The organism is Nonomuraea sp. NPDC049141 (assembly GCF_040648415.1).
Lineage (GTDB): Bacteria > Actinomycetota > Actinomycetes > Streptosporangiales > Streptosporangiaceae > Nonomuraea.
Genome location: NZ_JBEZDR010000002.1, coordinates 246,238 through 273,141, shown reverse-complemented (window position 1 = coordinate 273,141; position 26,904 = coordinate 246,238). Strand labels below are relative to the sequence as shown.

26 protein-coding genes are annotated in these 26,904 nt (G+C 68.3%); 13 read left to right on the top strand and 13 right to left on the bottom strand.

Going from position 1 to position 26,904, the window contains the following annotated elements:
- The first annotated feature begins 50 nt into the window (after positions 1–50).
- Positions 51–932, top strand: a complete 882-nt coding sequence (locus tag AB0B91_RS06095; RefSeq protein WP_358316385.1) for an NAD(P)-dependent oxidoreductase — start codon at positions 51–53, stop codon at positions 930–932.
- Here the strand turns inward: AB0B91_RS06095 and AB0B91_RS06090 are convergent.
- A complete protein-coding gene (locus AB0B91_RS06090; RefSeq protein WP_358317505.1) occupies positions 922–2,883 on the bottom strand; it encodes a family 10 glycosylhydrolase in 1,962 nt (653 codons plus the stop codon). The two genes, AB0B91_RS06095 and AB0B91_RS06090, sit on opposite strands and share 11 nt — an antisense overlap.
- Before the next feature lie 189 nt (positions 2,884–3,072).
- Here AB0B91_RS06090 and AB0B91_RS06085 point away from each other — a divergent pair, with 189 nt between their 5' ends.
- From AB0B91_RS06085 to AB0B91_RS06045, 9 genes are all read left to right on the top strand, one after another.
- Complete coding sequence (locus tag AB0B91_RS06085) at positions 3,073–4,581, top strand: N-acetylmuramoyl-L-alanine amidase (protein ID WP_358316382.1); 1,509 nt, start codon at positions 3,073–3,075, stop codon at positions 4,579–4,581.
- 197 nt (positions 4,582–4,778) lie between these two features.
- Positions 4,779–5,870 (top strand): ABC transporter ATP-binding protein, encoded by a 1,092-nt coding sequence (locus tag AB0B91_RS06080; RefSeq protein ID WP_358316379.1) that lies wholly within the window; start codon positions 4,779–4,781, stop codon positions 5,868–5,870.
- Positions 5,863–6,957, top strand: coding sequence for an ABC transporter ATP-binding protein (locus AB0B91_RS06075; protein ID WP_358316376.1), 1,095 nt, complete (start codon positions 5,863–5,865; stop codon positions 6,955–6,957). Before AB0B91_RS06080 ends, AB0B91_RS06075 begins: the two co-directional genes overlap by 8 nt.
- Entirely contained in the window at positions 6,954–7,913 is a 960-nt protein-coding gene (locus AB0B91_RS06070) for a sugar ABC transporter permease (RefSeq protein ID WP_358316373.1), read from the top strand. Before AB0B91_RS06075 ends, AB0B91_RS06070 begins: the two co-directional genes overlap by 4 nt.
- A 95-nt stretch (positions 7,914–8,008) precedes the next feature.
- On the top strand, positions 8,009–8,761 hold the full coding sequence (locus AB0B91_RS06065) for a carbohydrate ABC transporter permease (RefSeq protein WP_358317503.1): 753 nt from the start codon (positions 8,009–8,011) through the stop codon (positions 8,759–8,761).
- An 11-nt stretch (positions 8,762–8,772) separates the two neighbouring features.
- Positions 8,773–9,036, top strand: coding sequence for a DUF2160 family membrane protein (locus AB0B91_RS06060; RefSeq protein WP_358316370.1), 264 nt, complete (start codon positions 8,773–8,775; stop codon positions 9,034–9,036).
- 20 nt (positions 9,037–9,056) lie between these two features.
- The gene (locus AB0B91_RS06055; protein ID WP_358316367.1) at positions 9,057–10,820 is read left to right on the top strand and encodes an ABC transporter substrate-binding protein; all 1,764 of its coding nucleotides are present in this window, start codon (positions 9,057–9,059) and stop codon (positions 10,818–10,820) included.
- A 90-nt stretch (positions 10,821–10,910) separates the two neighbouring features.
- Entirely contained in the window at positions 10,911–13,025 is a 2,115-nt protein-coding gene (locus AB0B91_RS06050) for an ATP-dependent RecD-like DNA helicase (protein ID WP_358316365.1), read from the top strand.
- A gap of 35 nt (positions 13,026–13,060) precedes the next feature.
- Positions 13,061–14,284, top strand: coding sequence for an acyl-CoA dehydrogenase family protein (locus AB0B91_RS06045; RefSeq protein WP_358316362.1), 1,224 nt, complete (start codon positions 13,061–13,063; stop codon positions 14,282–14,284).
- Between the two features lie 516 nt (positions 14,285–14,800).
- Here the strand turns inward: AB0B91_RS06045 and AB0B91_RS06040 are convergent.
- Together AB0B91_RS06040 and AB0B91_RS06035 are read right to left on the bottom strand one after the other, a co-directional pair.
- Positions 14,801–15,358 (bottom strand): hypothetical protein, encoded by a 558-nt coding sequence (locus tag AB0B91_RS06040; protein ID WP_358316359.1) that lies wholly within the window; start codon positions 15,356–15,358, stop codon positions 14,801–14,803.
- A gap of 61 nt (positions 15,359–15,419) precedes the next feature.
- The gene (locus tag AB0B91_RS06035) at positions 15,420–15,860 is read right to left on the bottom strand and encodes a carboxylesterase family protein (protein WP_358316356.1); all 441 of its coding nucleotides are present in this window, start codon (positions 15,858–15,860) and stop codon (positions 15,420–15,422) included.
- Between the two features lie 693 nt (positions 15,861–16,553).
- Here AB0B91_RS06035 and AB0B91_RS06030 point away from each other — a divergent pair.
- Entirely contained in the window at positions 16,554–17,000 is a 447-nt protein-coding gene (locus tag AB0B91_RS06030) for a DUF2690 domain-containing protein (protein WP_358316353.1), read from the top strand.
- 23 nt (positions 17,001–17,023) lie between these two features.
- Here the strand turns inward: AB0B91_RS06030 and AB0B91_RS06025 are convergent, their stop codons facing one another.
- The 4 genes from AB0B91_RS06025 to AB0B91_RS06010 form a co-directional block, all read right to left on the bottom strand.
- A complete protein-coding gene (locus tag AB0B91_RS06025) occupies positions 17,024–17,290 on the bottom strand; it encodes a hypothetical protein (RefSeq protein WP_358316350.1) in 267 nt (88 codons plus the stop codon).
- A gap of 3 nt (positions 17,291–17,293) precedes the next feature.
- Positions 17,294–17,779, bottom strand: a complete 486-nt coding sequence (locus AB0B91_RS06020; protein WP_358316347.1) for an NUDIX hydrolase — start codon at positions 17,777–17,779, stop codon at positions 17,294–17,296.
- Between the two features lie 120 nt (positions 17,780–17,899).
- Positions 17,900–18,430: a hypothetical protein gene (locus AB0B91_RS06015; RefSeq protein WP_358316344.1), complete on the bottom strand. Its 531-nt coding sequence runs from the start codon at positions 18,428–18,430 to the stop codon at positions 17,900–17,902.
- A gap of 319 nt (positions 18,431–18,749) precedes the next feature.
- Positions 18,750–19,214, bottom strand: a complete 465-nt coding sequence (locus tag AB0B91_RS06010; protein ID WP_358316341.1) for a hypothetical protein — start codon at positions 19,212–19,214, stop codon at positions 18,750–18,752.
- A gap of 175 nt (positions 19,215–19,389) precedes the next feature.
- Between AB0B91_RS06010 and AB0B91_RS06005 the strand changes: the two genes are divergently transcribed.
- Both AB0B91_RS06005 and AB0B91_RS06000 read left to right on the top strand, forming a co-directional pair.
- Entirely contained in the window at positions 19,390–20,805 is a 1,416-nt protein-coding gene (locus AB0B91_RS06005; protein ID WP_358316338.1) for a helix-turn-helix transcriptional regulator, read from the top strand.
- Positions 20,802–21,335: an NUDIX hydrolase gene (locus AB0B91_RS06000; RefSeq protein ID WP_358316335.1), complete on the top strand. Its 534-nt coding sequence runs from the start codon at positions 20,802–20,804 to the stop codon at positions 21,333–21,335. The genes AB0B91_RS06005 and AB0B91_RS06000 overlap by 4 nt, the downstream gene beginning before the upstream one ends.
- A gap of 406 nt (positions 21,336–21,741) precedes the next feature.
- Here AB0B91_RS06000 and AB0B91_RS05995 read toward each other — a convergent pair whose 3' ends face one another.
- The 6 genes from AB0B91_RS05995 to AB0B91_RS05970 form a co-directional block, all read right to left on the bottom strand.
- The gene (locus tag AB0B91_RS05995; protein WP_358316332.1) at positions 21,742–21,870 is read right to left on the bottom strand and encodes a hypothetical protein; all 129 of its coding nucleotides are present in this window, start codon (positions 21,868–21,870) and stop codon (positions 21,742–21,744) included.
- Between the two features lie 59 nt (positions 21,871–21,929).
- The gene (locus AB0B91_RS05990; protein WP_358316329.1) at positions 21,930–22,796 is read right to left on the bottom strand and encodes an Ig-like domain-containing protein; all 867 of its coding nucleotides are present in this window, start codon (positions 22,794–22,796) and stop codon (positions 21,930–21,932) included.
- Between the two features lie 173 nt (positions 22,797–22,969).
- On the bottom strand, positions 22,970–23,524 hold the full coding sequence (locus AB0B91_RS05985; RefSeq protein WP_358316326.1) for a hypothetical protein: 555 nt from the start codon (positions 23,522–23,524) through the stop codon (positions 22,970–22,972).
- A gap of 229 nt (positions 23,525–23,753) precedes the next feature.
- Positions 23,754–25,019 carry an ABC transporter substrate-binding protein gene (locus tag AB0B91_RS05980; RefSeq protein WP_358316323.1) on the bottom strand — a complete coding sequence of 422 codons (1,266 nt, stop codon included), beginning with the start codon at positions 25,017–25,019 and terminating at the stop codon, positions 23,754–23,756.
- A gap of 5 nt (positions 25,020–25,024) precedes the next feature.
- Positions 25,025–26,026: a branched-chain amino acid ABC transporter permease gene (locus AB0B91_RS05975; RefSeq protein ID WP_358316321.1), complete on the bottom strand. Its 1,002-nt coding sequence runs from the start codon at positions 26,024–26,026 to the stop codon at positions 25,025–25,027.
- Positions 26,023–26,904 (bottom strand): branched-chain amino acid ABC transporter permease, encoded by an 882-nt coding sequence (locus AB0B91_RS05970; protein ID WP_358316318.1) that lies wholly within the window; start codon positions 26,902–26,904, stop codon positions 26,023–26,025. The genes AB0B91_RS05975 and AB0B91_RS05970 overlap by 4 nt, the downstream gene beginning before the upstream one ends.

Genomic DNA, 26,904 nt, shown 5'->3' with positions numbered 1-26,904 from the left:
TCCGGCCCCTATCCTGGACATCCGACCCCTCGGTGCCTAAGGAGCCCTCCATGCACGTCGTCGTCACAGGTGCCCATGGAAAGGTCGGACGTGCGGCCACCCGGGCCCTGCTCGAAGCCGGTCACGAGGTGACCGCCGTCGACCTCACCCGCCCGATCTGGGAGCGCCCGGAGCCCGGCGCCCCCCACTACCAGCAGGCCGACCTGACCGACGCCGGGGCGGCGTACGCGGTGGCCCGCGGCGCCGACGCGATCGTCCACACCGCCGCCATCCCCGTGCCCACCACCAACCCCCCGCACGTGGTCTTCCAGAACAACCTGATGGCCACCTTCAACATGCTGGAGGCGGCGATCAGGTTCGGCGCGACCCGGTTCGTGAACATCTCCAGCGAGACCGTGCCCGGCTTCTTCTTCCCCGAGCGCCCGTTCCTGCCCGACTACGCGCCCGTGGACGAGGAGCACCCGATCCGGCCGCAGGATCCGTACGCCACCGCCAAGCACTTCGGCGAGCAGCTCATGGACGCCGCCGTGCGCCGATCAGACATTCGATGCATCTCCCTGCGCCCGAGCTGGGTGCAGCACGAGGGCAATTACGAGCGCAATCTCGGCCCGCAGATCCGCGACGGGCAGCCGGGCGCCGGGCTGTGGAGCTACATCGACGCCTACGACCTGGCCGACGCCATCGTGCTGGCCACCGAGTCCGACCTGCCGGGGCACGAGGTGTTCTACATCGCCTCGCCCGACAACGTGGGCGGCCACGACTTCGCGGCGCTCCTGCGGGAGCACTTCGGCGACGCGATCCCGCTGCGGCCGCTCGCCCGTCCCGACGCCTCCGGCATCTCCTGCGCCAAGGCGGTGCGCATGCTCGGCTGGACGCCCAAGCGCTCGTGGCGCGACTACCTCGACGAGGAGGGCCACGCACTCAAGAAGTGACCTTGGTGATGCGGACGGCGTCGGCGATGACGTAGCCCGTCGTGGTGGTCCAGCGGCTCACCCCGACCACGTTGTAGGTGCCCGCGTTGAGGGTGTACGTGCCGAGGGTCCGCCACTGGCCGCCGCCCGTGCGCTGGTCCACGGCCACGCTCTGGTTCCCGCCCGAGGCCGCCACGATGTACGGCGTGGCGCTGTTGTAGCCGGCGTTGGCGGCGTACCAGACCTCCACCCGGTAGCTCCCGGCGCTGGGGATGGCCGCCTTGTACCAGGCCGGGTCGCTGGCCGCGACGGGGTCGGCGAAGCGGTAGTCGGCGCCGTAGAGTTGCGCGGAGAACGACGAGGTGCCCCAGGAGGAGCTCGCGGCGAATCCGGCGTCGGAATTGTCGATTACCACGCTGAACGCACCCGAGCCCGTCACCACCGAGCCCGCGCTCGGCGCGCTCTCCTGGTGGGTCCGGTTCAGCGCGGTCACGTAGTAGGTGTACGTGCCGGTGGCCGTCGCCGTGGCGTCGGTGAAGGCGGTCTGCCTGGTCGTGCCGAGCAGGTTGCGGGCGTCGGCGTACGAGCACGGATCGGCGGCCGGTTGGGAGCCGCTGACCCGGTAGATCGCGTAGGCCGTGGACCCGCTCGCCTGCCACGAGAGCGCGACGCCGCCTGAGCTCCTGGTCGCCGCCGTGATCGTGGGAGCCGCCGGTGCGGCGGCGGTGCCGCGGGCGGGCAGCAGGGCGGGCTTGGCGTAGTGGGCGGCGACCAGCGTGGCGATGGCGCCGATCCGGTTGGCCTTGACGTCCTTGGCGCTGAAGTAGACGTCTCCGACCACCTCAGGGTGTTTCCTGTTGTCGGTCAGGTGGTCGCTGAGCTCGGCGGCATCCTGCCAGGCCGTGTCCTGGCCGCTGGCACCCGCCCGGTAGGCGGCCTGGCCGACGACCAGTTGGACGCCGGTGCCCCGCACCACGCCCGACCACCAGGTGGTCAGCACCGCGTAGTCCGCCGCGCTGTAGCCGATGTTCCAGTAGATCTGCGGCGCGAGGTAGTCGACCCAGCCCTGCTTGACCCAGAGCCTGCTGTCGGCGTAGATCGCGTCGTAGGACTGCAGGCCCGACGTGCTCGATCCGAGCGGGTCGGTGCTCGCGTTGCGCCAGATGCCGAACGGGCTGATGCCGAAGGCCACCCAGGACTTGGCGGTGTGGATGCGCTGGTCCAACTCGCGCACCAGCAGGTTGACGTTCTCGCGCCGCCAGTCGGCGATGCTGCTGAACCCGCTGCCGTACTGGGCGAAGGTCGCGGCGTCCGGGATGGTCTGGCCGCTGACCGGATAGGGGTAGAAGTAGTCGTCGAGGTGCACGCCGTCGAGGTCGTAGCGGGTGACGGCGTCCATGATGGCGTCCTCGATGAAGTCGCGGACCTCCGGGATGCCGGGGTTGTAGACGAGCTTGCCGCCGTAGGCGAACCGCCAGCTCGGATGCTGGCGGGCCGGATGGGTCGCGACCAGCTTGCTCGGGTCGTCGTCGTTGGCGATCCGGTACGGGTTGAACCAGGCGTGGAACTCCAGGTTGCGGGCGTGGGCCTCGGCGACCATGAAAGCCATCGGGTCGTAGCCCGGGTCCTTGCCCTGGGTGCCGGTCAGCCACTGCGACCACGGCTCGTACGAAGAGGGCCAGAACGCGTCCGCCGTCGGCCTGACCTGCACGAACACCGCGTTCATCCGCTTGGACACAGCCAGGTCCAGCCACGCGCGGAACTCCGCCTGCTGGGTCGCCACGCTCAGCCCCGCGCTGCTCGGCCAGTCGATGTTGGCGACCGACGAGACCCACATCCCCCGTAACTGCCGCTTGGGCGTCGCGGGATCCGTCGTGCACGCCGCGGCCGAAACCGCGGGTGTCGTGGTGGGCACTACGAGAGCGGTGAGCACAAGGGTGAGCGTGGCCAGGATGGTGCGCAGGGGGTGCATGGTCACGAAAAGAAGTTTCAGCTTCTATCGATCAGAGCGCAATAGTCTTCAGCCGATCGGGGGGCCCAACTTTCACGGCCCACTTGTGCGGGCGAAAAGTTTCTTCTAACTCATCAGTAATGTCAATTATCGACATCTGTCAGGAACGCGCTTACTGTGCAGCCGTCGACTCGAATCGAGGGAGCTCCCATGTCACTCTCCCCCAAGCGATTAACCGCTCTCGTCTCCTCGGTCCTCGCCGCTCTCCTGGTCTTCGCCGGCCAACCCGCCATCGCGGCCAAGGACACACCGCTCTCCGATGCCTTCGCCCGCGCCGCCGCGGCCCAGGATGTTCCCCGTGACCTGCTCGTCGCCCTCGCCTACGCCGAGACCCACCTCGACGGCCACAACGGCGAGCCCAGCGCCAGCGGCGGATACGGCGTGATGCACCTGGTCAGCAACCCCACCACGAAGGCGCTGGAGAAGGCGGCCGGGCTCACCGGGCTCTCGGTCAAGAAGCTGCGCGCCGACACCGAGGCCAACATCCTCGGCGGCGCCGCGCTGCTGCGCGCCGACGCCGACGAGCTCGGCCTCGACCAGGCCGCCAGGAAGGACCCCGGCCGCTGGTACGAGGCCGTGGCCAAGTACGGCAACACCGCCTCACCCCAGCTCGCCCGCCTCTACGCCGACGCGGTCTACGAACTGCTCGGCCTCGGCATCCAGACCAAGGACGTCCGCGTGGCGCCGCAAGAGGTGACCGCCGACCGAGGCCAGTACGCCGGCACGCGCTCGCTCAGCGCCGAGGCGGCCAGCCCCGACTATCCGGACGCCACCTGGACGGCCGCCAGCTCCAGCAACTACACCGCCTCCAGCCGCCCGTCGGCCTACGCCATCGACCGCGTCGTCATCCACGTGACCCAGGGCTCCTACGCCGGGACCATCTCCTGGTTCCAGAACTCGGCCGCCCAGGTCTCGGCCCACTACGTGGTCAAGTCGTCGAACGGCGCCATCACCCAGATGGTCCGCGACAAGGACATCGCCTGGCACGCCGGCAACTGGTCGTACAACACCAGGTCCATCGGCATCGAGCACGAGGGCTACGTCAGTGAGGCCTCCTGGTTCACCGACGCGATGTACCGCTCCTCGGCCGCGCTGACCAGCTACATCTGCGACAAGTACGGCATCCCGAAGGACCGCAGCCACATCATCGGCCACTCCGAGGTGCCCGGCGCCGACCACACCGACCCGGGGCAGTACTGGAACTGGACCACGTACATGAGCTACGTGACCGGTGGCGGCGGCACCCCGTCGTGGACCACCACGGTCGACAACACCACCTCCGGCCAGTTCACCGCCAGCGCCAACTGGGGCACCTCCACCTACTCCACCCAGCGTTACGGCGCGGACTACCGGTTCGCCAACCCCGTGGCCGCCAGTGACCCGGCCTGGTACCAGGCGACCATCCCCAGCGCGGGCACCTACCGCGTGGAGGTCTGGTATCCGGACGACGCCGGCTACAACAGCTCCGCGCCGTACATCGTCGCCGCCTCCGGCGGCAACCAGACGGTGTACGTGGACCAACGCTCCGGCGGCGGCAGCTGGCACAGCCTGGGCACCTTCTCCCTCAACGCGGGCACCGCCAACGTCGTGGGAGTCAGCCGGTGGACCTCCGGCACCGGCTACGTCATCGCGGACGCCGTCCGCATCAGCAAGGTCTGAGATCCATCTGGTACGGCCCGTGCCCGGTCGTACGGGCCGTACTTGTTCGTCGCGCCCAAATAAACGTCGATAAATATATGCGTATTCGCTAATAAGCAGCCGGATGGAAACTTCCCTCTTTGCACGCTCAACCAAAGCATGTTAGATGGAGGGCGGCGCGGTAGTTGATCCAGACTCCGGCAAGGAGGCTCGTGCACATGGCGCTGGTTCTCGACGGCGTCCGCGTACGGCAGCGCGGGGAAACCTGGCTGCACGACATCCACCTCGAATTATCCAGCGGAATGACCACCCTCGTCGGCCCGATGGCGGCGGGGAAGACGACGCTGATGCGTGTCGTCGGGGGGCTGCTTCCGCCCGACTCGGGGCGGGTCGTGGTGAACGGAAAAGACGTAACGGCTATTTCCGTGCGCAAACGCTCGGTCGCCTTCGTCTATCAGCAATTCATCAATTATCCCTCGCTCTCGGTCTACGAGAACATCGCCTCACCGCTGCGCCTGGCACGCTCCTTTCCGAAGAAAGATATGGATCGCCGGGTGCGCGAGGTCGCCGAAATCATGGGCATCGGCGACCTGCTCGACCGCCGGCCCGCCGAGCTGTCGGGCGGCCAGCAGCAACGCACCGCGATCGCCCGCGCACTGGCCCGGCCGGTCGACGTGCTGCTGCTCGACGAGCCGCTGGCCAACCTCGACTTCAAGCTCCGCGAGCAGTTGCGCGGCGATCTGAAGGACATGTTCCGCGACTCGCCGAGCGTGGTCCTCTATTCGACGGCCGACCCGGCCGAGGCCCTGACCTTCGCCTCGCCGACGGTGGTCCTGGGCGAGGGCCGGGTGCTGGACGTGGGCGACGTGGCGGACATGTACGCCCAGCCGCCGACGCTGGCCGTCGCCGCGACGCTCAGCGATCCGCCCCTGAACCTGCTGCCCGGCGTCGTGCGCGAGGGCCGGATCGAGTGCCTGGGCAGCTCGTTCCCCTCCCCCGGCGCGCACGTCTCGGGACGGAACGTCGTCCTCGCGGTCCGCCCCCACCAGGTGACCATCGAACGGAGCGGATCCGACGTGCTGGAGTTCCCGGCGGAGATCAGGCTCGCGGAGGTGACGGGCAGCGAGACCTTCCTGCACCTGCTGCTGGCCGACGGGCGGCACCTCGTCGCCCAGCTCGCGGGCACCCAGCTCTTCACCCCCGGCGAGCGGACCGTGGCCTACGTGGACCCGGCGCACATCTTCGTCTTCGACGACGCCGGCGGGCGCCTGCTCGCCACCTCGGCCGCGGAGGTCGACCTGCATGGCTGACATCCGGCTCGAAGGCGTGGGGCACAGCTACGACGGCGGCCGGACCTGGGCGCTGAAGCCGATGACGTGGACGTGGCGGAGCTCCAGGGCGTACGCGCTGCTCGGCCCGAGCGGATGCGGCAAGACGACGCTGCTGAACATCATCTCGGGGCTGCTCTCCCCGACCGTGGGGCGCATCTGGTTCGACGACCGCGAGGTGACCGCCGTGCCGACGGCGGGCCGCAACATCGCGCAGGTCTTCCAGTTCCCGGTGCTGTACGAGGAGATGTCGGTCTACGACAACCTGGCCTTCCCCCTGCGCAACCGAAAATATCCCAAGGCGGAGATCGACCAGCGGGTACGCCGGGTCTCGCAGCTCCTCGGACTGGACGACCACCTCCGACGCCGGTCACGGCGGCTGGACCCGGGCCGGCAGCAGATCGTCAGCCTGGGCCGCGGGCTGGTCCGCTCCGAGGTGGCCGCCGTACTGCTCGACGAGCCGCTCACCGTCGTGGACCCGGCGCTGAAGTGGACGCTGCGCAGCAAGCTCAAGGAGATCCACCGCGACACCGGGCACACGCTCATCTACGTCACCCACGACCAGACCGAGGCGCTGACCTTCGCCGACGAGGTGGTGGTGCTCAACGAGGGGGCGATCGTGCAGGCGGGCGAGCCGGCCGAGCTGTTCCTGTCGCCCGCGCACGAGTTCGTCGGCCACTTCATCGGCTCGCCCGGCATGAACGTCGTGCCCGCCGAGATCGCCGACGGGGTGGTCAGAGTGGCGGGGACGGACGTCGGGCGAGCTGTCGGCGAGCTGGAGCCGGGGCCCGTGCACATCGGGGTGCGGCCGGAGTTCGCCCGGCTCGGCGCCGGGGAGACCTCGCCCGGACTGCCCGTACGCGTGACGGCGGTCGACCGGATGGGCGCCTACAACCTGGTGCACGTCCAGGCCGGTGACCACCCGATGATCGCCAAGACGGAGGCGGATGCCCGGTTCGCACCGGACGCCGTGGAGTTCCTGCACTTCGCACCCGACCGGGCGTTCCTGTTCAGGGACGCGGTCCGGTGCGGGTCCATCGCACCGCTGGACGGAGAGGGCGCACCGTGACCGAGCAGAGCGTCACAGTCGCGGGCAGCCCGGTGGGCGGCGAGATCGTCACCGCCGCCGCCCCGCAGGACGGCACGCCCGACACGCGGGTGAGCGTCAAGCCGAAGAACAACCGCGCCTGGTTCCTCGTGCTGCCGGTCGTCGTGTCGGTGGCGTTCACCGCGGTGATCCCGCTGATGACCGTCGTCAACTTCTCCGTCCAGGACATCTTCAGTCCCGACGACCGGATCTTCGTGGGGCTGGAGTGGTTCAGATCCGTCGCCCGCGACCCCGAGATCCGCGCCGCGTTCGTACGGACCCTGCTCTTCTCGGCCCAGGTGCTGCTGCTGGAGATCCCGCTCGGGGTGGCGCTCGCGGTGGCGATGCCGCGGCGCGGGATCTGGGTGTCGGCGGCCCTGGTCATCGTCGCGCTGCCGCTGCTCATCCCGTGGAACGTAGTGGGCACCATCTGGCAGATCTTCGCCCGCGCCGACATCGGGCTGGGTGGCTGGACGATCAACAACGTCCTGGGCGTCGACTTCAACTACACCCTGGACTCCACCGACGCCTGGATCACGGTCCTGATCATGGACGTGTGGCACTGGACCCCGCTGGTGGCGCTGCTGGCCTACGCGGGGCTGCGGTCGATCCCCGACCCCTACTTCCAGGCCGCGCAGATCGATGGCGCCTCCGCCTGGGCGACCTTCCGCCACATCCAGCTGCCCCGGCTGCGCGGGGTGCTGACGATCGCGATCCTGCTCCGGTTCATGGACAGCTTCATGATCTACACCGAGCCGTTCGTGGTGACCGGGGGCGGGCCGGGCAACGCCACCTCGTTCCTGAGCATCCTGCTGTCGAAGATCGCCGTCGGGCAGTTCGACCTGGGGCCGGCCGGCGCCTTCTCGCTGCTGTACTTCCTCGTCGTGCAGATCGTCTCGTACGTCTTCTTCACCGTACTGACCAGGGCAGGGAGGTGACCGCGATGGCCGAGGGGCAGGTCGCCGTGGCGCGGCGGGCCAGGCGGCAGTTGCCGTGGGCGCGGGCGGTGTTCTGGCTGTACGCCGCCACCCTGATGCTGCCGCTGCTGTGGATGTTCGGCATGTCCATCCGCCCGAACGAGGACATCCTCGGCAGTTTTTCGCTCATTCCGCAGCGGACCACGCTCGACAACTACCGGACGTTCTTCACGGACCCGGTCTGGTATTCGAGCTACCTGAACTCCATCATCTACACGTCCATGAACGCGGTGATGTCGCTCATCGTGGCGCTGCCGGCCGCCTATGCCTTCTCCCGGTTCCGGTTCGCCGGGGACAAGCACCTGTTCTTCTGGCTGCTGACGAATCGCATGGCGCCGCCGGCCGTCTTCCTGCTGCCCTTTTTCCAGATTTATCAGAGCGTGGGGTTGTTCGATACCCATCTCGGCGTGGCCATCGCGCACATGCTGTTCAACGTCCCGCTCGCCGTCTGGATCCTCGAAGGGTTCATGTCCGGAATACCGCGCGAGATAGATGAGACGGCGGCGATCGACGGCTATTCCCTGCCGCGATTCTTCCTGCGCATCTTCCTGCCGATGATCCGCTCCGCCGTGGGCGTGACCCTCTTCTTCTGCTTCATGTTCAGCTGGGTCGAGCTGCTCATCGCCAGGACCATCACCTCGGTCGACGCCAAGCCCATCGCCGCCACGATGACCCGGACGGTGAGCGCGGCCGGAGTGGACTGGGGGCTCCTGGCCACGGCGGGCGTGCTGACCATCATTCCCGGCGCCATCGTCATCTGGTTCGTGCGCAACTACGTGGCTAAGGGCTTCGCCCTCGGAAGGGTCTGACGATGCAGTGGATGGTGTGGACCCTCCCCACGGCCCTGGTCTTCATCGGCCTGGCGCTGCTGCTGTGCGGCATGGCGATCTGGGGCCACTTCTCGCCACCGGTCGCCCGGCGCGGCTTCCTGCGCATCGAGACCGACCGTGGTGACCGCTTGTACATCGGCCTGATCAGCGCGGCCGTCGTACTCGCCGGCTGGATCGCCGTCACCGACCTGTCCATGTGGCTGGCGCTGGCGTGCGCGCTCCTGGTGACGATCGTGATCGGGATTTGGGGCTGACCGAAGGAGGCATTCAGGCGATGAGACGTCTAAGGGGCAGAACCACGGCGCTTGGCCTGGCCGTGCTCGTCCTGCTGGCGAACGGCTGCTCGGGCGGTGAGAAGAAACCCCAGAGCAACTTCACCGAGGCCGAGGGGAAGGCGGCGGCGCAGAAGTGGGTGTCCAGCGAGTTCACGCCGAGCACCCTGTCCAAGGACCAGCAGCTCGCGGAGATGGACTGGTTCACCAAGGCCGCCGCTCCATACCGCGGCATGGAGATCAACGTCGTCTCCGAGACGATCACCACCCACGAGTACGAGTCGCAGAAACTCGCCAAGGCGTTCACCGACATCACCGGGATCAAGGTCAAGCACGACCTGATCCAGGAAGGTGACGTGATCGAGAAGCTGCAGACCCAGATCCAGGGCAACCAGAACATCTACGACGCCTACGTCAACGACTCCGACCTCATCGGCACCCACTCCCGCGGCAACTATGTCTTCCCGTTGTCCGACTACATGGCGGGCGAGGGCAAGGCGATCACCTCGCCCACCCTCGACCTGAACGACTTCATCGGCACCAGCTTCACCACCGGGCCGGACAAGAAGCTGTACCAGCTGCCCGACCAGCAGTTCGCCAACCTCTACTGGTTCCGCTACGACTGGTTCACAAACCCGGCGATCAAGAAGCAGTTCAAGGACGCCTACGGCTACGACCTGGGTGTGCCGGTCAACTGGGCGGCATATGAGGACATCGCCGACTTCTTCACCAACAAGGTGAACGGCAACGGGACCGTCGACGGCAAGAAGGTCTACGGCCACATGGACTACGGCCGCAAGGACCCCTCGCTCGGCTGGCGCTTCACCGACGCGTGGCTGTCCATGGCCGGCAATGGCGACCCGGGCATCCCCAACGGCCTGCCGGTGGACGAGTGGGGCATCAGGGTGGAGAACTGCCGCCCGGTCGGCTCCTCGATGACCCGCGGCGGCGACACCAACGGGCCCGCCTCGGTGTACGCGCTGACCAAGTACGTCGACTGGTTGAAGAAGTACGCGCCGAAGGAAGCGGCCGGCATGAACTTCAGCGAGGCGGGACCGGTGCCGGCGCAGGGCAACATCGCCCAGCAGGTCTTCTGGTACACCACGTTCACCGCCGACATGACCAAGCCGGGACTCCCGGTCGTCAACGCCGACGGGACGCCGAAGTGGCGCATCGCGCCCAGCCCGCACGGCATCTACTGGAAGGAAGGCAACAAGCTGGGCTACCAGGACGCCGGCTCCTGGACCCTGCTGAAGAACACCCCCAAGGAGCGCAGAGCGGCGGCCTGGCTGTACGCCCAGTTCGTCACCTCCAAGACGGTCTCGCTGAAGAAGTCGATCACCGGTCTGACCTTCATCCGCGACTCCGACATCAAGAGCGACTACTTCGCCAAGAACGCGGCCAAGTACGGCGGCCTGATCGAGTTCTACAACTCGCCCGCCCGCAAGCAGTGGACGCCGACCGGCACCAACGTGCCCGACTACCCGAAGCTGGCCCAGCTCTGGTGGCAGAACGTCGCCACCGCCGTCACCGGTGAGACCACCGCCCAGCAGTCGATGGACAACCTGGCCAAGCAGCAGGACGACATCCTGTCCCGGCTGGAGCGCCGCGGCGGCAACTGCGCGCCCAAGCTGAACCCTGAGCAGCCCGCCCAGTACTGGCTGGACCAGCCCGGCGCCCCGGTGCCGAAGCTGGCCGACGAGCGCGGCAAGCCGGCGACGCTGGACTACGACAAGCTCATCGCCACGTGGAAGACCGGAGGCTGATCAGTCGCGGCGGGACCGACAGGTAATCTGTCGGTCCCCCTCCTTAGTGTGCCTACACGGCCAGTAAGCGCGAATGATTGGATCAGTGCCGTGGAGGCCTCTGTCGAGCAGCTCGTGTACGTCCGTGAGGACGAATACACGGTTGCTCGGATGAGCGCCGAGTCCACACCCTCCTTCGTAGCCGTGGGCCGCGCGCTGGCCGGCGTCCAGCCGGGAGAGACGCTGGAGCTCACCGGCGAGTGGGGCGAGCACCCCCGCCACGGCAGGCGCTTCACGGTGACGGCGTGCGAGCGGGTCGTGCCGTCCACCACCCGGGCCATCCAGCTCTACCTGGGCTCCGGCCTGATCCGCGGCATCGGCCCGCGACTCGCCCAGGCCATCGTCGGCCACTTCGGCGAGGCGACGCTGACCGTCATCGACACCGAGCCCCAGCGGCTCACGGAAGTCGTCAACATCGGCCCGGCACGGCAGGGCCAGATCCTGGAGGCGTGGCGGGAGCAGAAGGAGATCGCCGCGCTGATGGTGGTCCTCCAGGGCTTCGGGGTCAGCCCGCTGCTCGCCGCCAAGATCTTCCAGGTCTTCGGCCGCGACTCGGCGGAGCTCGTCGCCTCCGACCCGTACCAGCTCATCGGCCGGGTGCGGGGCATCGCGTTCGGCACGGCCGACAAGATCGCTCTCCAGTCGGGAGTCCCGGAGCACAGCCCGCAGCGGATCAAGGCGGCGCTGCTCGACCGGCTGGAGAGCGCCGCCGCCCGGGGCGGCCACTGCTACCTGTCGATGACCGCGCTGCTCACGCAGACCGCCGAGCTCGTCGAGCAGGATCAGGACGTGGTGCGGCCGATGATCGACGCCCTCACGGCCGAGCGGCGGGTGGTCGTCGAGGCGGCCCCCGACCAGATCGTGGTCTACGGCAAGGAGCTGCACAGCCGCGAGCTCAAGCTGGCCGAGCACGTGGACCGGTTGTGGCGGGCCCGCTCGACGCTGCCCATGCGGCCCTTCCAGGAGGACCCCGCGCTGCACGACGACCAGAAAGCGGCCGTGACCATGGCGCTGACCAGCACCGTATCGGTCCTCACCGGCGGTCCTGGCTGCGGCAAGAGCCACACGGTGCGGGTGATCGCGGCCACCGCGCGGGCGATGGGCGGCCAGGTGACGCTCGCCGCGCCCACCGGGAAGGCGGCCAAGCGCCTGTCGGAGCTCACCGGCCTGCCCGCCATGACCATCCACCGGATGCTGGCCCAGCAGCCCGACCCCGACAAGCTGTTCGACCAGACGCCCGCGCAGGCCGACCTGATCGTGGTCGACGAGGCGTCCATGCTGGACCTGCACCTGGCCACCCGGCTCACCTCGGCCATCCCGTCGGGCAGCCACCTGCTGCTCGTCGGCGACAGCGACCAGCTGCCGAGCATCGGCCCCGGCAGCGTGCTGGCCGACCTGCTGCGCGTCGAGGAGATCCCACGCGTACGGCTCACCCACGTCTTCCGCCAGGCCGACGGCAGCGGCATCATCCAGAACGCCCACCGCATCAAGGCCGGGCGGCTGCCCGCGATCCCGGGCGGCGGCGGCTTCTGGTTCGAGGAGCTCGACGACCCCGAGGCCGTCGCCGAACGGGTCGTCCACCTGGCGACGGTGGCGATCCCGCGCAAGCAGGGCGTCGAGCCGGGTCAGGTGCAGGTGCTGTGCCCGATGCGCAAGGGCGTGGCGGGCACCGCCGAGATCGGCCGCCGGCTCCAGGAGCGGCTCAACCCGGCCAGGGAGGGACGGGCCGAGCACTGGTCGGGCGCCTCGGCCTTCCGGATCGGCGACCGGGTCATGCCGATCCGCAACAACTACGACAAGGGCGTCTTCAACGGCGAGACGGGCACGATCACCGACATCATCCAGGAGCAGCGGCTCGTGGAGATCGTCATCGACGACGGCGACACGGTGACCTACGGCTTCGACGAGCTCGACGACCTGACCCACGCCTACGCGATCAGCGTGCACCGCTCGCAGGGCAGCGAATATCCGTTCGTGGTCGCGCCGCTCGTCGCCGAGTCCGGCGGCATCATGCTGCGCCGCAAGCTTCTCTACACCCTGGTCACGCGGGCCCGGTCGTGGGTGGTGCTGGTCGGCGAGCGCAAAGCGCTGGAGCTGGCGGTCGCCCGGCTCGGCGACCGCCGCAACACCGGCCTCACCCGGCGGCTGGCCCACCTGCTGGCCTGACATTTTGCTGGCCTGACATCCCCCGAAGGAGCACCATGGCCATCGACTTCACCCTCGCCCCCGAGCACGAGAAGATCCGCGACCGGGTCCGGGCCTTCATCCAGGGCACGGTCGTCCCGGCCGTCGAGGAGGTGCCGGAGAGCGACCGCGAGGCCTACCTGCGGACCATCTTCCGGCTGCGCGAGAAGGCCAAGGCCGAAGGGCTGTGGCTGCCGCACATGCCCAAGGAGTGGGGCGGCATGGGCCTCGGCCACGTCGAGCTGGCCATGGTGCAGTCGGAGGCCGCCAAGACCCGGCTCGGGCCGTGGGTACTCAACTGCATGGCACCCGACGAGGGCAACATGCACACGCTGCTGCACTGGGCGAGCGACGAGCAGAAGGAGAGATACCTGCGTCCCCTGCTTGAGGGGAGCAAGATGTCGTGCTTCGCGATGACCGAGCCGGAGGTCGCCGGCTCCGACCCGACGCTGATCCGTACGCGGGCGGTGAAGGACGGCGACGAATGGGTGATCAACGGCCACAAGTGGTTCATCTCCAACGCCCGCCGGGCCGGCTTCGCCATCCTCATCGCCAGGACCGAGCTCGACCTGCCCGAAGGCGCGCGGGGCGCCAACACGGCCTTCCTCGTCGACCTGCCCTCGCCCGGCTGGAACGACATCCGCGAGGTCGAGACCATGCACGGCTCGACGGGCCACAGCGAGATCGTCATCACCGACCTGCGCGTGCCCGACGGCCAGGTGCTCGGCGGGCGGGGCAACGGCCACCGGCTCGGCCAATACCGCCTGGGCCCGGCCCGGCTGGCGCACTGCATGCGCTGGATCTCGCAGGCGGAGACGGCGCTGGACATGATGGTCGACCGCGCGCTCAACAGGTACAGCCACGGCTCTCTGCTCGCCGACAAGCAGGGGGTGCAGTGGCTGATCGCCGACTCGGCCATGGAGCTGTACCAGTGCAAGCTGATGGTGCTGCACGCCGCGTACAAGATCGACAAGGGCGAGGACTTCCGTACGGAGGTGTCGATGGCCAAGCACTTCGTGGCCAACAGTCTCAACCGCATCATCGACCGGGCGATCCAGGTGCACGGCGCGCTCGGCTACTCCACCGACACGCCGCTGGCGAACATGTTCCAGCACGCCCGCTGGGCCAGGTTCGCCGACGGGGCCGACGAGATCCACCAGATGCGCATCGCGGAGCGCACCATCGCCGCCTACCGCGACACCGGCTCGACCGGTGCGGCCACCGGCGGTCTTCCCCTGTGACCCGCCGTCAGGGCTGAGGGTTCTTGGGGCGATAAGGGTCGCCCGCCTTTCACCGGGCGGCCGACCCGACCTCCCTTCTCCTGGGCGCACGACCGACGAGCTGCCCGAGCCGGTAGCACCATCCCACGGTGTCTCAGCCCGCACGTCCCAAGGCCGGTAGATCAATGCGAGCGACTGGCATGGGAAGCAACCCGCGCGCGGGAACGCGTTCGCGTCGTCGCGTGGACCCCCGGCGGCAGGCGAGCAGACCGCCCCCGCCGAGCGGCACTTCCCGGTCGCCGTGGTCGGCGCATACGGGCTGTTCGCTGTCGCGACCGTACTCCTGGTCCTGCTCTCCGCCCTGGGCGTCGGCGGCAGCTGACATTCCCCAGCGTTCCACGCCCTCCCCCAGCCGACGCCATCGGCCTCGCGGGTGGTCTCCTCGGTCCAGCGGGAGGTGTCGCGCCGCTGCCCAGGTCACACCCGCAGGCCTCCGGCGCGCACCGCGCGCGCCGAAGGCCGGGGCCGTGCTGCCGGTCAGCTCGGGTTGAGATCGTTCTTCCAGATTTCCCGCTCGTCGCGGCGCGGGTCGTGCACGATGACGTTGTCCGGCTTGTTGTCGCGGTAGAAGGTCATCACCGGGCGTTCGGTGGTGTTGTAGGGGGCCCACTGGCCGAGGTCGCCGGTTTTGACGAACTCGACCCAGCGTCCGTGCAGAGCGTCCGCCAGTCCCTGGGGCGGGTTCGGACCGGTGAACTCCGCGCTGTCGGGATTGTCGAGCGTGTCCCACACGAAGGGGAGCGGAAGGCTGTGGCAGGCGCCGAGCTTGACGCGGAGGGTGTTGGGCGTGGCGGGTGACCGCCAGCCGAACTCGAAGACGTGGGTGGTGGCGGGCGCGTCGCTGCGAGCCTCGGCGATGCGGTAGGTGGGGATGCGGAACATGCGGTCGGTCAGCGTCGCGCAGGCGATGCCGGAGGGGGCGTTGCGGACATACGGCTCGACGCTGGTATCGGCGTAGCGGTCGTAGAAGCCGACCGGGGCACCGTAGACCTCGGTCCTGGTCCTGAACGGCGCCGCTCCGGGCCAGCCCACCATGGCGGTGGGAACGACGAAGGTCCTGAACTCCTCGACCGTGGTGCCGATCAGCAGCGGCAGGTCAGCGCCACGACCGTCGGCGATGGCGTCGAGTGACGCAGACGACGCCGTCGCGGGCGAAGGTGGCGCCGTCGTAGGTCGTCACCGCGGAGGAGCCGGTGGTGAACGCGCCGCCGTGGATCCACACCAGCACCGGCATCGCGGCGTCGGAGCCGGCGGCGCTGGTCCACACGTTCAGGTTGAGGTAACCGTCCCCCGGGATGACCGGGTTGTGGAACAGCTCGCCGAGCTTGCCCTTGAGCGGCGGTTGCGGCGGGGTCGGTCCGAAGTCGTGAGCGGGCAACGGCGCACTCCACGTATCGGGCGGCACGGGCGCGCCGAACCTGTTCGGCCCGACGGGAGCGGCGGCATAGGGGATCCCGCGGAAGGACGCGATCCCGTTTTCGATCAGCCCCGCTACCGGGCCATAGGCGGTCGGGACCTCAACGGTGGTGGGTGACATGACGCTCCTCGGCCGGGACAAGGCGGTGCACACTCGCACAGGGTCGGCCGTCCCCCGGAGCACCATCCAGACCGCCAGCTGCGGCCAGTCACCACATCATTACCCAGAGTGACGTCTGTTCGTCGCAGAGTGTCACCAATGACGATCTATGGCTGTGGGGTCTCTCCACGGAGGCGGGCAGGCTCCCGTCATGTTCGGCGAGTACTCCACCCACGAACTCCGCATCAGCCCGAGGCGTACGACCCGAAGCTGGACGCCGACTTCGCCCCGCTTCGCGAGCAAGACGCGGCCCGCGGTTGGCTTCGGCCAGGCCGCCGGCAACCTCCCACCAGAACCCCAAGACCCCCAGGCCAGCAGCCTACCCAGCCATATCCGCCCGACTTTTCCGAGTTCTACGGGGACCGCGGGGCGTGCTGCGCGGCGCGGGTGACGGAGACGTCGCCGCTGCGCGCGGCGCTCTGTAGCCACCCCCATCGGCCTGGGCTATTTGTCCAACCGCACGTCTGGACAATGTTTGGACGGCTGTCCGGCGGATGTCCGTTGCCGCCGTTCGAGGCGCCCGGCATAGTCGGAGCTGTTCTCGCCCCCCGCCTATCGGGAAATCTCCCTCCTTCCAGAGATCTTTCTCGCGGAGAGATAAGGGCGCGAGAAATTGAGTTCGTACCCGGGCCTCTCACAAAGGAGTCGACCGATATGAAGATCCACGTAGCAGCGGCTGCGGTGTCCGTAGCGACGATTGGGACGCTCTTGCTGACCACGGGCCCAGCGAGTGCCCACACGTACGACGGAAAGGACCCCTACAGAAGCGGGTGCGCCAACAGCAAGGTCTACACCGGGAAGAAGGCCTCGCTGAGCAACGAGATCGATGACACCCTGGGCACGATCCGGCTGTATTACTCCCGTCGCTGCGGCACCAACTGGGGCGAGGTGACGGTGCCCAAGAACGCGACCGGCCATATCACCGTCTTCACCAGCCGCAAGAGCATCTCCTTCACCTACCGCGCCGGGAACGGCGGGCACCACTGGGGCGACATGGTCTACGCGCCAAGCGGCGTCTGTGCCCAAGCCACGGGCAGCGTGACGATCGGGATCGGCCGCGTCAACAAGGGCAGCGGCACCACGGCGAAGGCCTGCGGCTGATTTGTGATCGCCGCGCTACTGCGTCAGGCATAGCTGAGCGAGCAGGTGGGCGACCGCCCAGTCCTGCATGGGATGCCGACGGTCTTGAAGACCGTGCGTCCGGTTCGGGGGGCCAGGCCGTCCGTTAGGGCGGTGCCAAGCTCGATCAGGTGATCCTCGGTGATCACACCGTGTGCGAGAGCGTGGATCACCTCTCCGGCCTCCTCGAGGACCGCTTCCCGCTCGTCGATCACGACGGTCGCGTCGGCGTACTCGTGTGAGTGCTCCACCGAGTACGCGGATACGTGCACAGCTCAGGCATCGCGCTCGGCGGGCAGGAAGATCGTCTGCTGGTTCTTGCGGGCGGTTCGGGCGGCCGGGATGCGGGCGGCGGTCGTGGCGGGCAGCTTGATGGCCGCCTCGTCCCAGGGCCAGAACTGGGCGGCGTCGAGCTCGTCGGTCTGCAACCGGATCCGGCAAGGATCGGCGATGATCCCGCCGTCGAAGATGAAGTTCATCATCGGCCGCCGCCGATCCCCCATCGGGGCCACCCAATCGACCACGAGCAGAGCGCCGGCGGGGACCTGCAGACCGAGTTCCTCGCCGACCTCGCGCGCGGCGCACATCTGAGGAGGCTCACCGTCGTCCACCATCCCGCCGGGCACCGCCCAGTAGGGGCGGTAGTTGGGTTTGACCAGCAGGACGCGATCGGCGTCATCGGTGAGCAGCATGCACGCGGAGAGGTGAACGGTGGGCAGGCTGGCATACCACTGCTCGGGCGGCAGATAGGTCTGACTCACCTCATCCACGCTACCCCGGCACGGGCTGCCCGCCCGCGATTTGGCCGATCTGTCCAGAGGGCAGCTGGTCCGGCAGTTGATCGAGGAACGCGCTCACCTCGGCGACGGGCCGATACGGGATCAGCACGTCGGCCAGCAGGCATCGGCGCTGGGATCGGGGCGCGGCGTGAGGTGGTCAGAGCCGCCAGGCTGCGCGGGCCCGGCAGGTAAGTGATTGTCTGCGCCTATCTCGGCCCAAATGACCTTCCCACCGCACTGGGAGGGGTAGGTGCCCCAGCGGCGCGCCAGGGCGCCTACGGCGCTCATGTGGGGGTCCGGTGGGGTAGTGCCTGGTGGGGTGGGGTCGGTGTCCCACACGTCGATGATCAGGGCATCGACGCGGCGGTGGACCCGGATACTCACGGCGGTGATGGTGGCGGGGTTGATATCGGAGTATCGGGGGTTGGGGTCGGGGTGGCCAGTGTTCTCGACAGCGCGGGCGAGCAGGTGGCCAGCGGTCTGTTCGGCGGGGTGTTCGAGGTAGGGCAGGCCCCACACTCGGGCGCCGATGCGGGCGACTTGCGCGCCGATGGTGATCGCGGTGTGCAGCGCCAACAGGGTGACCTCGGAGGCGCGCACGGTGGGCGGCACGGGCGCGAACCGGTCGCTCATGAGGCCCCCCGACCCTCGATGGGGAAGAGAACCGGTTCGGCGTCGCGGAGGTAGTGCGCGAGCGTCGGTTGGACAGTGCAGGCCCGCCGCGCCCTCCGGGGCCACCATCGCCGCAGGAATCCGGGGCGGCACAGTCGGCACCTCCCGCGCGGGTCGACGCGGTGCCAGGCGTTGATCCCCAGCAAGGCACCGGTCAGCCGTAGGAGCCACCGTTCGGCGGTGGCTTGGTCCACAACGATCGCGGGAACCCCCGCCGCGATCACCTGACCGATCAACTCTTTCAGCCGTCGGTCATGGACCTCATGGACAGGTGCTGGGGTCATGGCATGGCCTCGATGGTGTGGGACATCACCAAGACATCAGCACCGGTCTCTATCTCGATCAGGGCGCGCATGGCCTGATAGATGCCGTCGAACTCCGACAGATGCTCCGGACCGGGGATCACCACGGTGCTGATGTCGGGGCGGCACAGCGCCTGGAGAAGCTCACCAAACGCCGACTGCCGGAACGGGTGCGGGTGCTCGGTGTAGATGCCGACCAGGTCCAGCCCGGACCGCGCCGCGAACCCGCGCAGGCGTGCGGTGACCTGCTCGCTGGCGGCGGTGTCGGTGTCGGGCCGAAGCCGCACGTACCCCACCGCCCGGCATCGTGCTGTGGGTGGGAGGGCCGATGCGGTCAGCGGTCCCGGATGCGTGACCGGAGCGACCCCGACGACGGGGCGGCCCGTGGTCGCCAGGTAGTCCCCGCCGATCACCGGCTCTGGTGCTGCGTGTTGTGTGGTCACGGTGTGCCTTTCGTGCTGGTCGGCTGGGAGGTGCTCCCACAGTGACCAACCGCCCGCGCATGCAGCCATGACCAATAACGCATATGGATATGCGCCCCAGCGAATACCTGGATGCGCAACGTGAGCGCATGGTTACATTCGGGGTGAAGGATCTCCGATGTGGCGGTGAGTCCAGATGACTGACACGCAGGCGCGGCGCTGCCGCTGCGGGACACGACTAGCGCGCGACAACACCAGCGGCCGGTGCGCGGCATGCACCACGGGCGCGCGTGCGGCGACTGGTACGCCCGCCGGGCCGCCGAGGGTGCCGCCGGAGTTCTGGACCCATCCCGGCATGCGCTCAGCGCTCGACCAGTGGCACATGGGCAAGGTCATCGCGGCCTATCGCGCCCACCCGCACCACGGCCGCCCCCTACGACAGGAAACGGTGGCAGCGTGGGTGGGCATCACCCAACCCCAGCTGTCCAGGATTGAGAACGGCCCGCCGATAACCAACTTGGGCAGACTCACACAGTGGGCGCGACTGCTGCACATCCCGGCTGACCGGCTGTGGTTTCAGGTACCGCAGCAGCGCGCGGCGCGCCCACCAGCGCACGCCTCAGCCCCGGCCGCGGAACCGCCCCCGGTCCCTGTTCCGGTGTCGGCGCGGGCCACCGTCTTGGGGCCGGGTGAGGATGCGGCAGCGGCGGCGGTGGCGGCGGCGTGGCGGGCGGTGGACGCCCAAATTGGCGGCGCTCACCTGTACGCGACCGTCACCACCTACCTACGCGACCACCTCAGTCCCCGCATGTTCGGCGGTGAGGGCCCGCAGGTGTTCACCGCGGCCGCGGCACTCACAGAAATGGCCGGGTGGATGGCGCATGACGCCGGAGACGACGACCGCGCCGGGCGGCATTTCGCGCGGGCGCGAGACCTGTCCGGCGTGGGCGACGACCCCCATTTGAGGGTTCACGTGCTCGCGAGCCTGGCCCACCTCGCGCACCATCGCGCCCACCCCGATGACGCTATCGGCTACGCCGCTCAGGGACAGCGCGAGTTGACGGCGGGACCGGCTCACCCCGAACTGGCGGCGCGGCTGTGGGCGTTGCAGGCTCGCGGGCACGCCGCCGCAGGACGATCACGGGAAACGCGCGCACTGTTGGGCCGCGCTGAGACCGCCCTGCAGGGCAGCCACAGCGCAGCCCCGTCGCCCTGGGTGTCACCGTTTGATGCTGCGTCCCTCGCCGGAGACGCGGCCCGGTGCATGCGGCAGCTCGGCGACCTACTCGCAGCCCAGCGCCACGCCCAGCGAGTTCTAGAGCTGCGGCCAGCCGGCCGCACCCGCTCCCGCGCGTTCGGGCACCTCACCCTGGCCGGTGTGCTCATCGAACGCGGCGCGTTGGACCAGGCGTGTGCGGTCGCGACCGATGTTCTTCATACCACCGGGTCGCTAGGCTCGTATCTGGTGATTCAGCAACTACGCGATCTGCGCCGCGCCACCGCATGCGCGCGGGGCTTCCTCGACCACCTGGCCGAGGCGCTGCGGCAGCGTGAATGGCTCTACCAGCTCACCACCGACACCACACAGCCAAGGACCAGCCCAACCCCATGACCGAGCCCGACACCCGGCCGCTCTACGAACGCGATCCCGCCGCCTACCGCGCGCATCTGACCGAGGGCAACGCCCGCCAGGCCCGCAAGCGCGTGGGGGTAGACGCCCTCATTTGTGATGATCACGGCCGTGTGCTGCTCGTCGACCCCACCTACAAACCCAATTGGGATCTCCCCGGTGGCATGGCCGAAGCCAACGAACCACCGCTTGATGCCCTCCGCCGAGAACTGACCGAAGAACTCGGCCTCCACCTCCCGGAGGACATGGCGTTGGTGTGTGTGGACTGGGTGCCACCACACGGCCCATGGGACGACTCGGTGATGTTCATTTTCAACGCCGGAATCCTCACCCCCGACCAAACCGCCGCGCTACGCCTTGCAGATACCGAGTTGGGCGCGTTCGAGTTCTGCACCCACAACCAAGCAGAGAAACGGCTCCGGCCGTACGTGTGGGCACGCCTACAGGCCGCGATCACCGCCGCTGACGCTGGCACCGTCGCATACCTGCACAACGGCCACCCCGTCAGGTAGTGCTGTGACCGCATAGGTTCGCCGGGTCGGCGATCGTAGCGGTTGGATGTTCAGTGTTCAGTGTTCTGTCCCGGCTGCATCAACCCTGAGAAGCTCACGGGCCTCGCTCTGTGACTCTGTCGATATGCAGCGGGGCTCACGCGTGCAACCGGCCCGTGGGCCGCATCTTTCCGCCTGAACTGCTCGCATGGCTGAACAAGAGAAGAGCGAAGCCGGCGGGACAAGCAGAGTCCCCAGGCCCAGCCACTACGTCCGGCCTCGTGGTGCAGCAGGACTCGCCGGCGCTGCCGTCGCCACCCAAGGACGATCCCACGGATCCGGCTGCCTGATCCCCCGCCAGCAGCGGGATCCCGGGCGGGGAGTGTGTCACGTCCCCGGCTTGGTGACACCAAGCCCCCAACCACGCTCAGCGTATGCCTTCGGCCAGCAACTGGTCGATGCGGTCCGGCGGCTCCTCCGTCGCGGCGGCGATCAGTGGCAGCAGGCCGCTCAGCGCCGGAATGTGCTGGCCGTACAGCGGGGCCGATTCCCACATGCGAGCGTCAGCGACCGGGTGTTGCGAGATCTGACTTGGCAAGCCCGTCTGTCGGCGGTTTACGCGCGTTGCCGGGCAGAGTCGGTTTCGCCGGTAGTAAACGTCCAGGTGTAGGGCGTCATGACGTTGCCCGAGCCGTCCTTAGCGCCACTCACCTCGATTCGGTAGGCCTTCGAGGTGGCGAGTGGCGAGGTGGGGGTGAACGTCCATGTGGTGGTGTCGCCCGCGGTCGTTCCCTGCACGGTCGCGTTCGACGGGTCCTTGACGGAGATCTGAACGCCGGATACCGCTTCGCTGAACCCGACCGTGACGGCAGCGTCCACCGGCACGTTGGTTTCGTCCGCGGCGGGGTCGGTGCCATCCACCGTGGGCGGGTCGGTGTCCGGGGCGCCTGTGGTGAACGACCAGCTGTGCGGGGCGGGCATCACGTTGCCGGCCGCGTCTTTGGCGCCGGAGACCTCCACGGTGTAGCGGGTGTTGGCGGTCAGCGGCTTTTCCGGCAGGAATTGCGCGATGTCCTCATTCTCTTGCCTGGACACTCCGGCGATCGGCTCCCCGCCGGACCCCTTCAGCGCCATCTGAGCCTGGGTGACCTGCTCGCTGAACACAACCCAGATCTCGGTGTTGGTTGGCACGCCCGTCGCGTCCTTGTTCGGCCCTGCGGCGACCACGGTCGGTGGGTCGGCGTCTTCGGCGGGTGGATCGCCCGGCTCTGGAGTGGTCTCGGGCAGGTCGGTGGTGTCCACCACGGACTGGGTGTTGACCGCCGAGGTCTGTTCCAGCAGTTGTTCCGCCGTGATGTCCTCCGCCGGGAGCATTCCTGGGTAGCCGCGGGAACGTTCGGGGTCGTTCATGAACGCTTCCAACTCTTCGGGAGTCTGCGGCTCAGGTTCGCCTTCGTAGAAGAAGCGCATCTCTTCGGACACAAGAGGTCATCTTAATCGGCCGTCCGACAGCAGCATTAGGTTGCCGAGAACCTAGGAGTCTGTACGTGGGACACGGAACACTGTTGGCCCTTTGGCCCAAGCGTCTTGTGCTGAGATGGGGCCGGCAGGAGAAAGCCCTGCCGGCCCCATCTCAGGAAAACATCAGCTTTTGTCTATGGTTTTGGAATCTTCCCGCACAACTTGAATGACGAAGGTATTGAGATCTTTGTGGAGAAGGCGATGGAGAACCGGTCTCCATGGAGGATTCTCCGACCGCTGTAGAAGCGATTTGCCCTGCCCCCAGCTATTCGGTTATCCGGCGTCGGGATAACGCAGAGGGAGAACGGAATGTCCGGCACGAGGGGCTTGAATTCCCATCGTTCCCAGGTACTTGCGAAGGAGTATTCGTCGCATTGTTTGGCGTTGCCCTTCGAATAGCCTGCGCCGAAGATTTGAATGCATTTCGGATAAGTCAGGGTGCGACGCCTCTCGTCGGCTAGCTTGCCGTCGAGACGGTGTAGGAAGCTGAGTTTTTCCGGCGGTATTGTTATATTGGGGTCGCAGCGCTGGACCTGCCCATCGCGAAGAAGAACACCGAGAACATCCGCGCCAAGCTCAAACGTCTGGTCAACCGGGGCATTCTCGTCGAAACCGAGCCAGGACTGTTCGCCCAGCCACGCCCCCAGCCCAGCTGATAACGCCCTGACCAGCCCGCCTTCCCAAGACAAGGGACGAAAGGGGCATCAACTCGCGCAATGCCCACTGATGCTGAGCGGTTGCCTGTTGGAGCTGGGTGGGCTCGCTCCGGTTAAGGGGCCGCTTGCGTTTGGGAGGCGCCCGAGCGATTAGCGAGGACCACGCTTGTGAAGGTGGGGGTGTGGGGGGCGCTGCCCCCCACTGGACGCAGCCCGAAGCCCATTGCGCGACAGCGCCCCAAAAGCGAAGGCCCATGCTTGTTCAGCCCGTCAGCGGCCCGAACTCCTTGCGGGTGTCGATCACGTCCCCGAACAGCTCCCACCGCTCGCCCTTGAACTTCATGAGCTGCATCGACTCGATCGGGAAGCCGTCACCGGCGGCGGTGTTCATCGTCACCCCGGGCAGCAGCATGCCGACCTGCACGTCGCTCAAGCTGCGCATGGCGTCGCGCAGTCCTTCGCGCGTCGGGCACTTCGCGGCTGACATCGTCTTGTTGAAGGCGTCGGCCACCGCCCAGCCGTAGGTGAAGAACGGCACGTTCGGGTCGGCGCCCGGCGCGTACTGCTGCATCTTCGCCTTGTAGAGCTTCATCTCCGCGTCGTCGTTCCACGTCGGGTCCCTGGGGTCCTTGTAGTAGGAGGCGGACACGACGCCCTGCACGTTCTCCAACCCGACGGGCTTGAGCACGGTGATCGAGGCGGAGACGTTGTTGAGGATGTGCAGGGGGTTCCAGACGGTGTTCTTGGCGTCGGCGGCCAGCGCCTGGGAGGCGAACTTGGGCGTCGACACGTTGAGGAACACGTCCGCCTTGGACCCGGCCAGGTTGCGCATCTGGGGGTCCACACTCGGGTCGGTGACCTCGTAGCTCTGCTCGCCGACAACGGTGATCCCGCTGCCCTCGATGGCCCGCTTGAACCCGCCGAGCAGGTCCTTGCCGAAGTCGTCGTTCTGGTAGAGCACCGCGACCTTGGCATTGGGCTTCTCCGTCTTGAGGTATTTGGCGTAGATGCGGGCCTCGGAGATGTAGTTGGGCTGCCAGCCGATGGTCCACGGGTGCTGCGTGTCGGTGCCCCACTTCGAGGCGCCGGTCGCGACGAAGATCTGCGGCACCTTGTGCTGGTTGGTGTAGTCCCAGGTCGCCGTCGTCGAGGGGGTGCCCAGCGTCTGGAACAGCGCGAACACCTGCTCCTGCTCGACGAGCCGGCGGGCCTCCTCGACCGCCTTGGGCGGCTGGTAGCCGTCGTCGCGGACCACGAACTCGACCTTGCGCCCGCCGATGCCGTTCTTCTCGGCGTTGACGTAGTCGAAGTACGCCTTGATGCCCTTGGGGATGTCGCCGTAGGCGGAGGCGGGTCCCGACAGCGGGTAGATGCCGCCGAGCTTGAGGCTCTTGTCGGTGATGCCGGTCGCCTGCTGGCCCTGGCACGGTCCTGACGCCGTCGGGGCCGCCTCGTTCCCGCCCCGCCCCCCGCAGGCCGCCACGGCGACCAGGAGCATCGCCGTACAGCCGATAACAGATACGCGCATGCCTGTTACTCCTTCCGGAGGGTCTTCTTGATCGAGTACGCCGCGCGGCCCGCCAGCCCGGCCAGGCCGGTCGGGGCGACGTACATGACCGCGATGATGAGCAGGCCGAACACGACGCCGGGCGCGGCGTCGTTGACGCTCTGGGAGATGCTCGGCACGAACATCACGAACAGCCCGCCCAGCAGCGGCCCCCAGAACGAGCCGAGGCCGCCCACGACGAGGCCCGCCAGCAGCGTGATCGAGAGCGTTACGCCGAACGAGTCCGGCGAGACGTATCCGATCACCCACGTGTAGACACAGCCCGCGATCCCGGCGAGCATCGCGCTCCAGGCGAAGGAGAGCGTCTTGTAGTACGACAGCCGCACGCCCATGACCTCGGCCGCCGCCTGGTTGTCCCGGATGGCGTGCAACGCCCGGCCGACCCGCGAGTGCAGCAGGCCGCGGGTCACCAGGAACGCCGCGACGGCCACGGCCAGCGTGAGGAAGTACAGCCACTGGTCCTCGGCCAGCCCCGTCCAGGCGGGCGGCTCCGGCTTGGCGAGTGTCAGCCCCATGGAGCCGCCGGTGACCGACTCGAACCGTTTGAGCAGCGGCCCCAGGAAGATCGCGATGGCCATCGTCACGAGGGCCAGGTAGAGGCCGCGCAGCCGGACGGCGGGCACGCCGAACCCCAGCCCCAGCGTGAACGCCACCGCGGCGGCGACCGGCAGCGTGGCCGGGTAGGGCGCGTCCCAGCTGTGCAGCATGATGGCCGCGCTGTAGGCGCCCACGGCGAAGAAGGCGCCGTGCCCGAGGGAGATCTGGCCCGCGTGCCCGACGAGCAGGTTCAGGCCGAGCAGCGCCACCGCGTAGATCAGCACCATGGTGAACTGGAAGACCCGGAACGGCACCAGTTGGAAGGGCGCGTAGCAGGCCAGCGCGAGCAGCACCACCACGACGATCCAGCGCCAGTTCGCGGGAATCCGCCACCGCCCGCCGGAGACCCGAGCCTCTGTCGCCTCGCTCATACCCGCTCCACCACCGCTCGCCCGAACAGCCCCTGAGGCCGCAGCAGCAGGACGCCGAGGATGATGACCAGCGGCACCCCGATCTTGAGGTCCGATCCGATGAAGCCGACGTACGCCCCGGCGAGCGTCTCGGCCACGCCGACGATCAGTCCGCCCACGACCGCGCCCACCGGGCTGTCGAACCCGCCGAGCGTCGCCGCCGCGAACGCGTAGATGAGCACCCCGCCCATCAGGTTGGGGTCCAGGAAGAGCAGCGGCGCCACCAGGACGCCGGATACCGCGCCCACCGTGGCGGCCAGTCCCCAGCCGAGCGCGAGCGTCCAGCCCACCCGGATGCCGACGAGCCGGGCGGAGCCCGGGTTCGACGCCACCGCGCGCATGCCCAGCCCGATCTTGGTGTGCTGGAAGAGCAGGTACAGCAGGCCCATGACCACGCCGACCACCCCGAGGATGCCCAGCGTCGAGTACCCCACGCTGACGCCCCCGGCCGTGACCGCGCCCTCGGGGAACGGGTTGGGGAAGTCCTTGATGAGGAACGACCAGATCCACCCGGCGGCGGCGTTCACGAAGATGAACAGCCCCACGGTGACGATCACCACGGTCAGCTCGGGAGCGCCTTCGACCGGCCGGATGATCACCCGCTCGATGAGCATGCCGCCCGCGAACGACACCACCAGCGTGATGACCAGCGCCAGCCAGAACGGCAGGCCCGCGGCGGTGAACTGCCAGGCGAGGTAGGTGGAGAACATCGCCAGCTCGCCCTGGGCGAAGTTGACGATGCCGGTGAACTGGTAGATCAGCACCAGGGCCAGAGCCAGGCTGGCGTAGATGGCGCCCGCGCCGAGCCCCTCGACGACCTGCTGCAGGAAGCCGGCCAT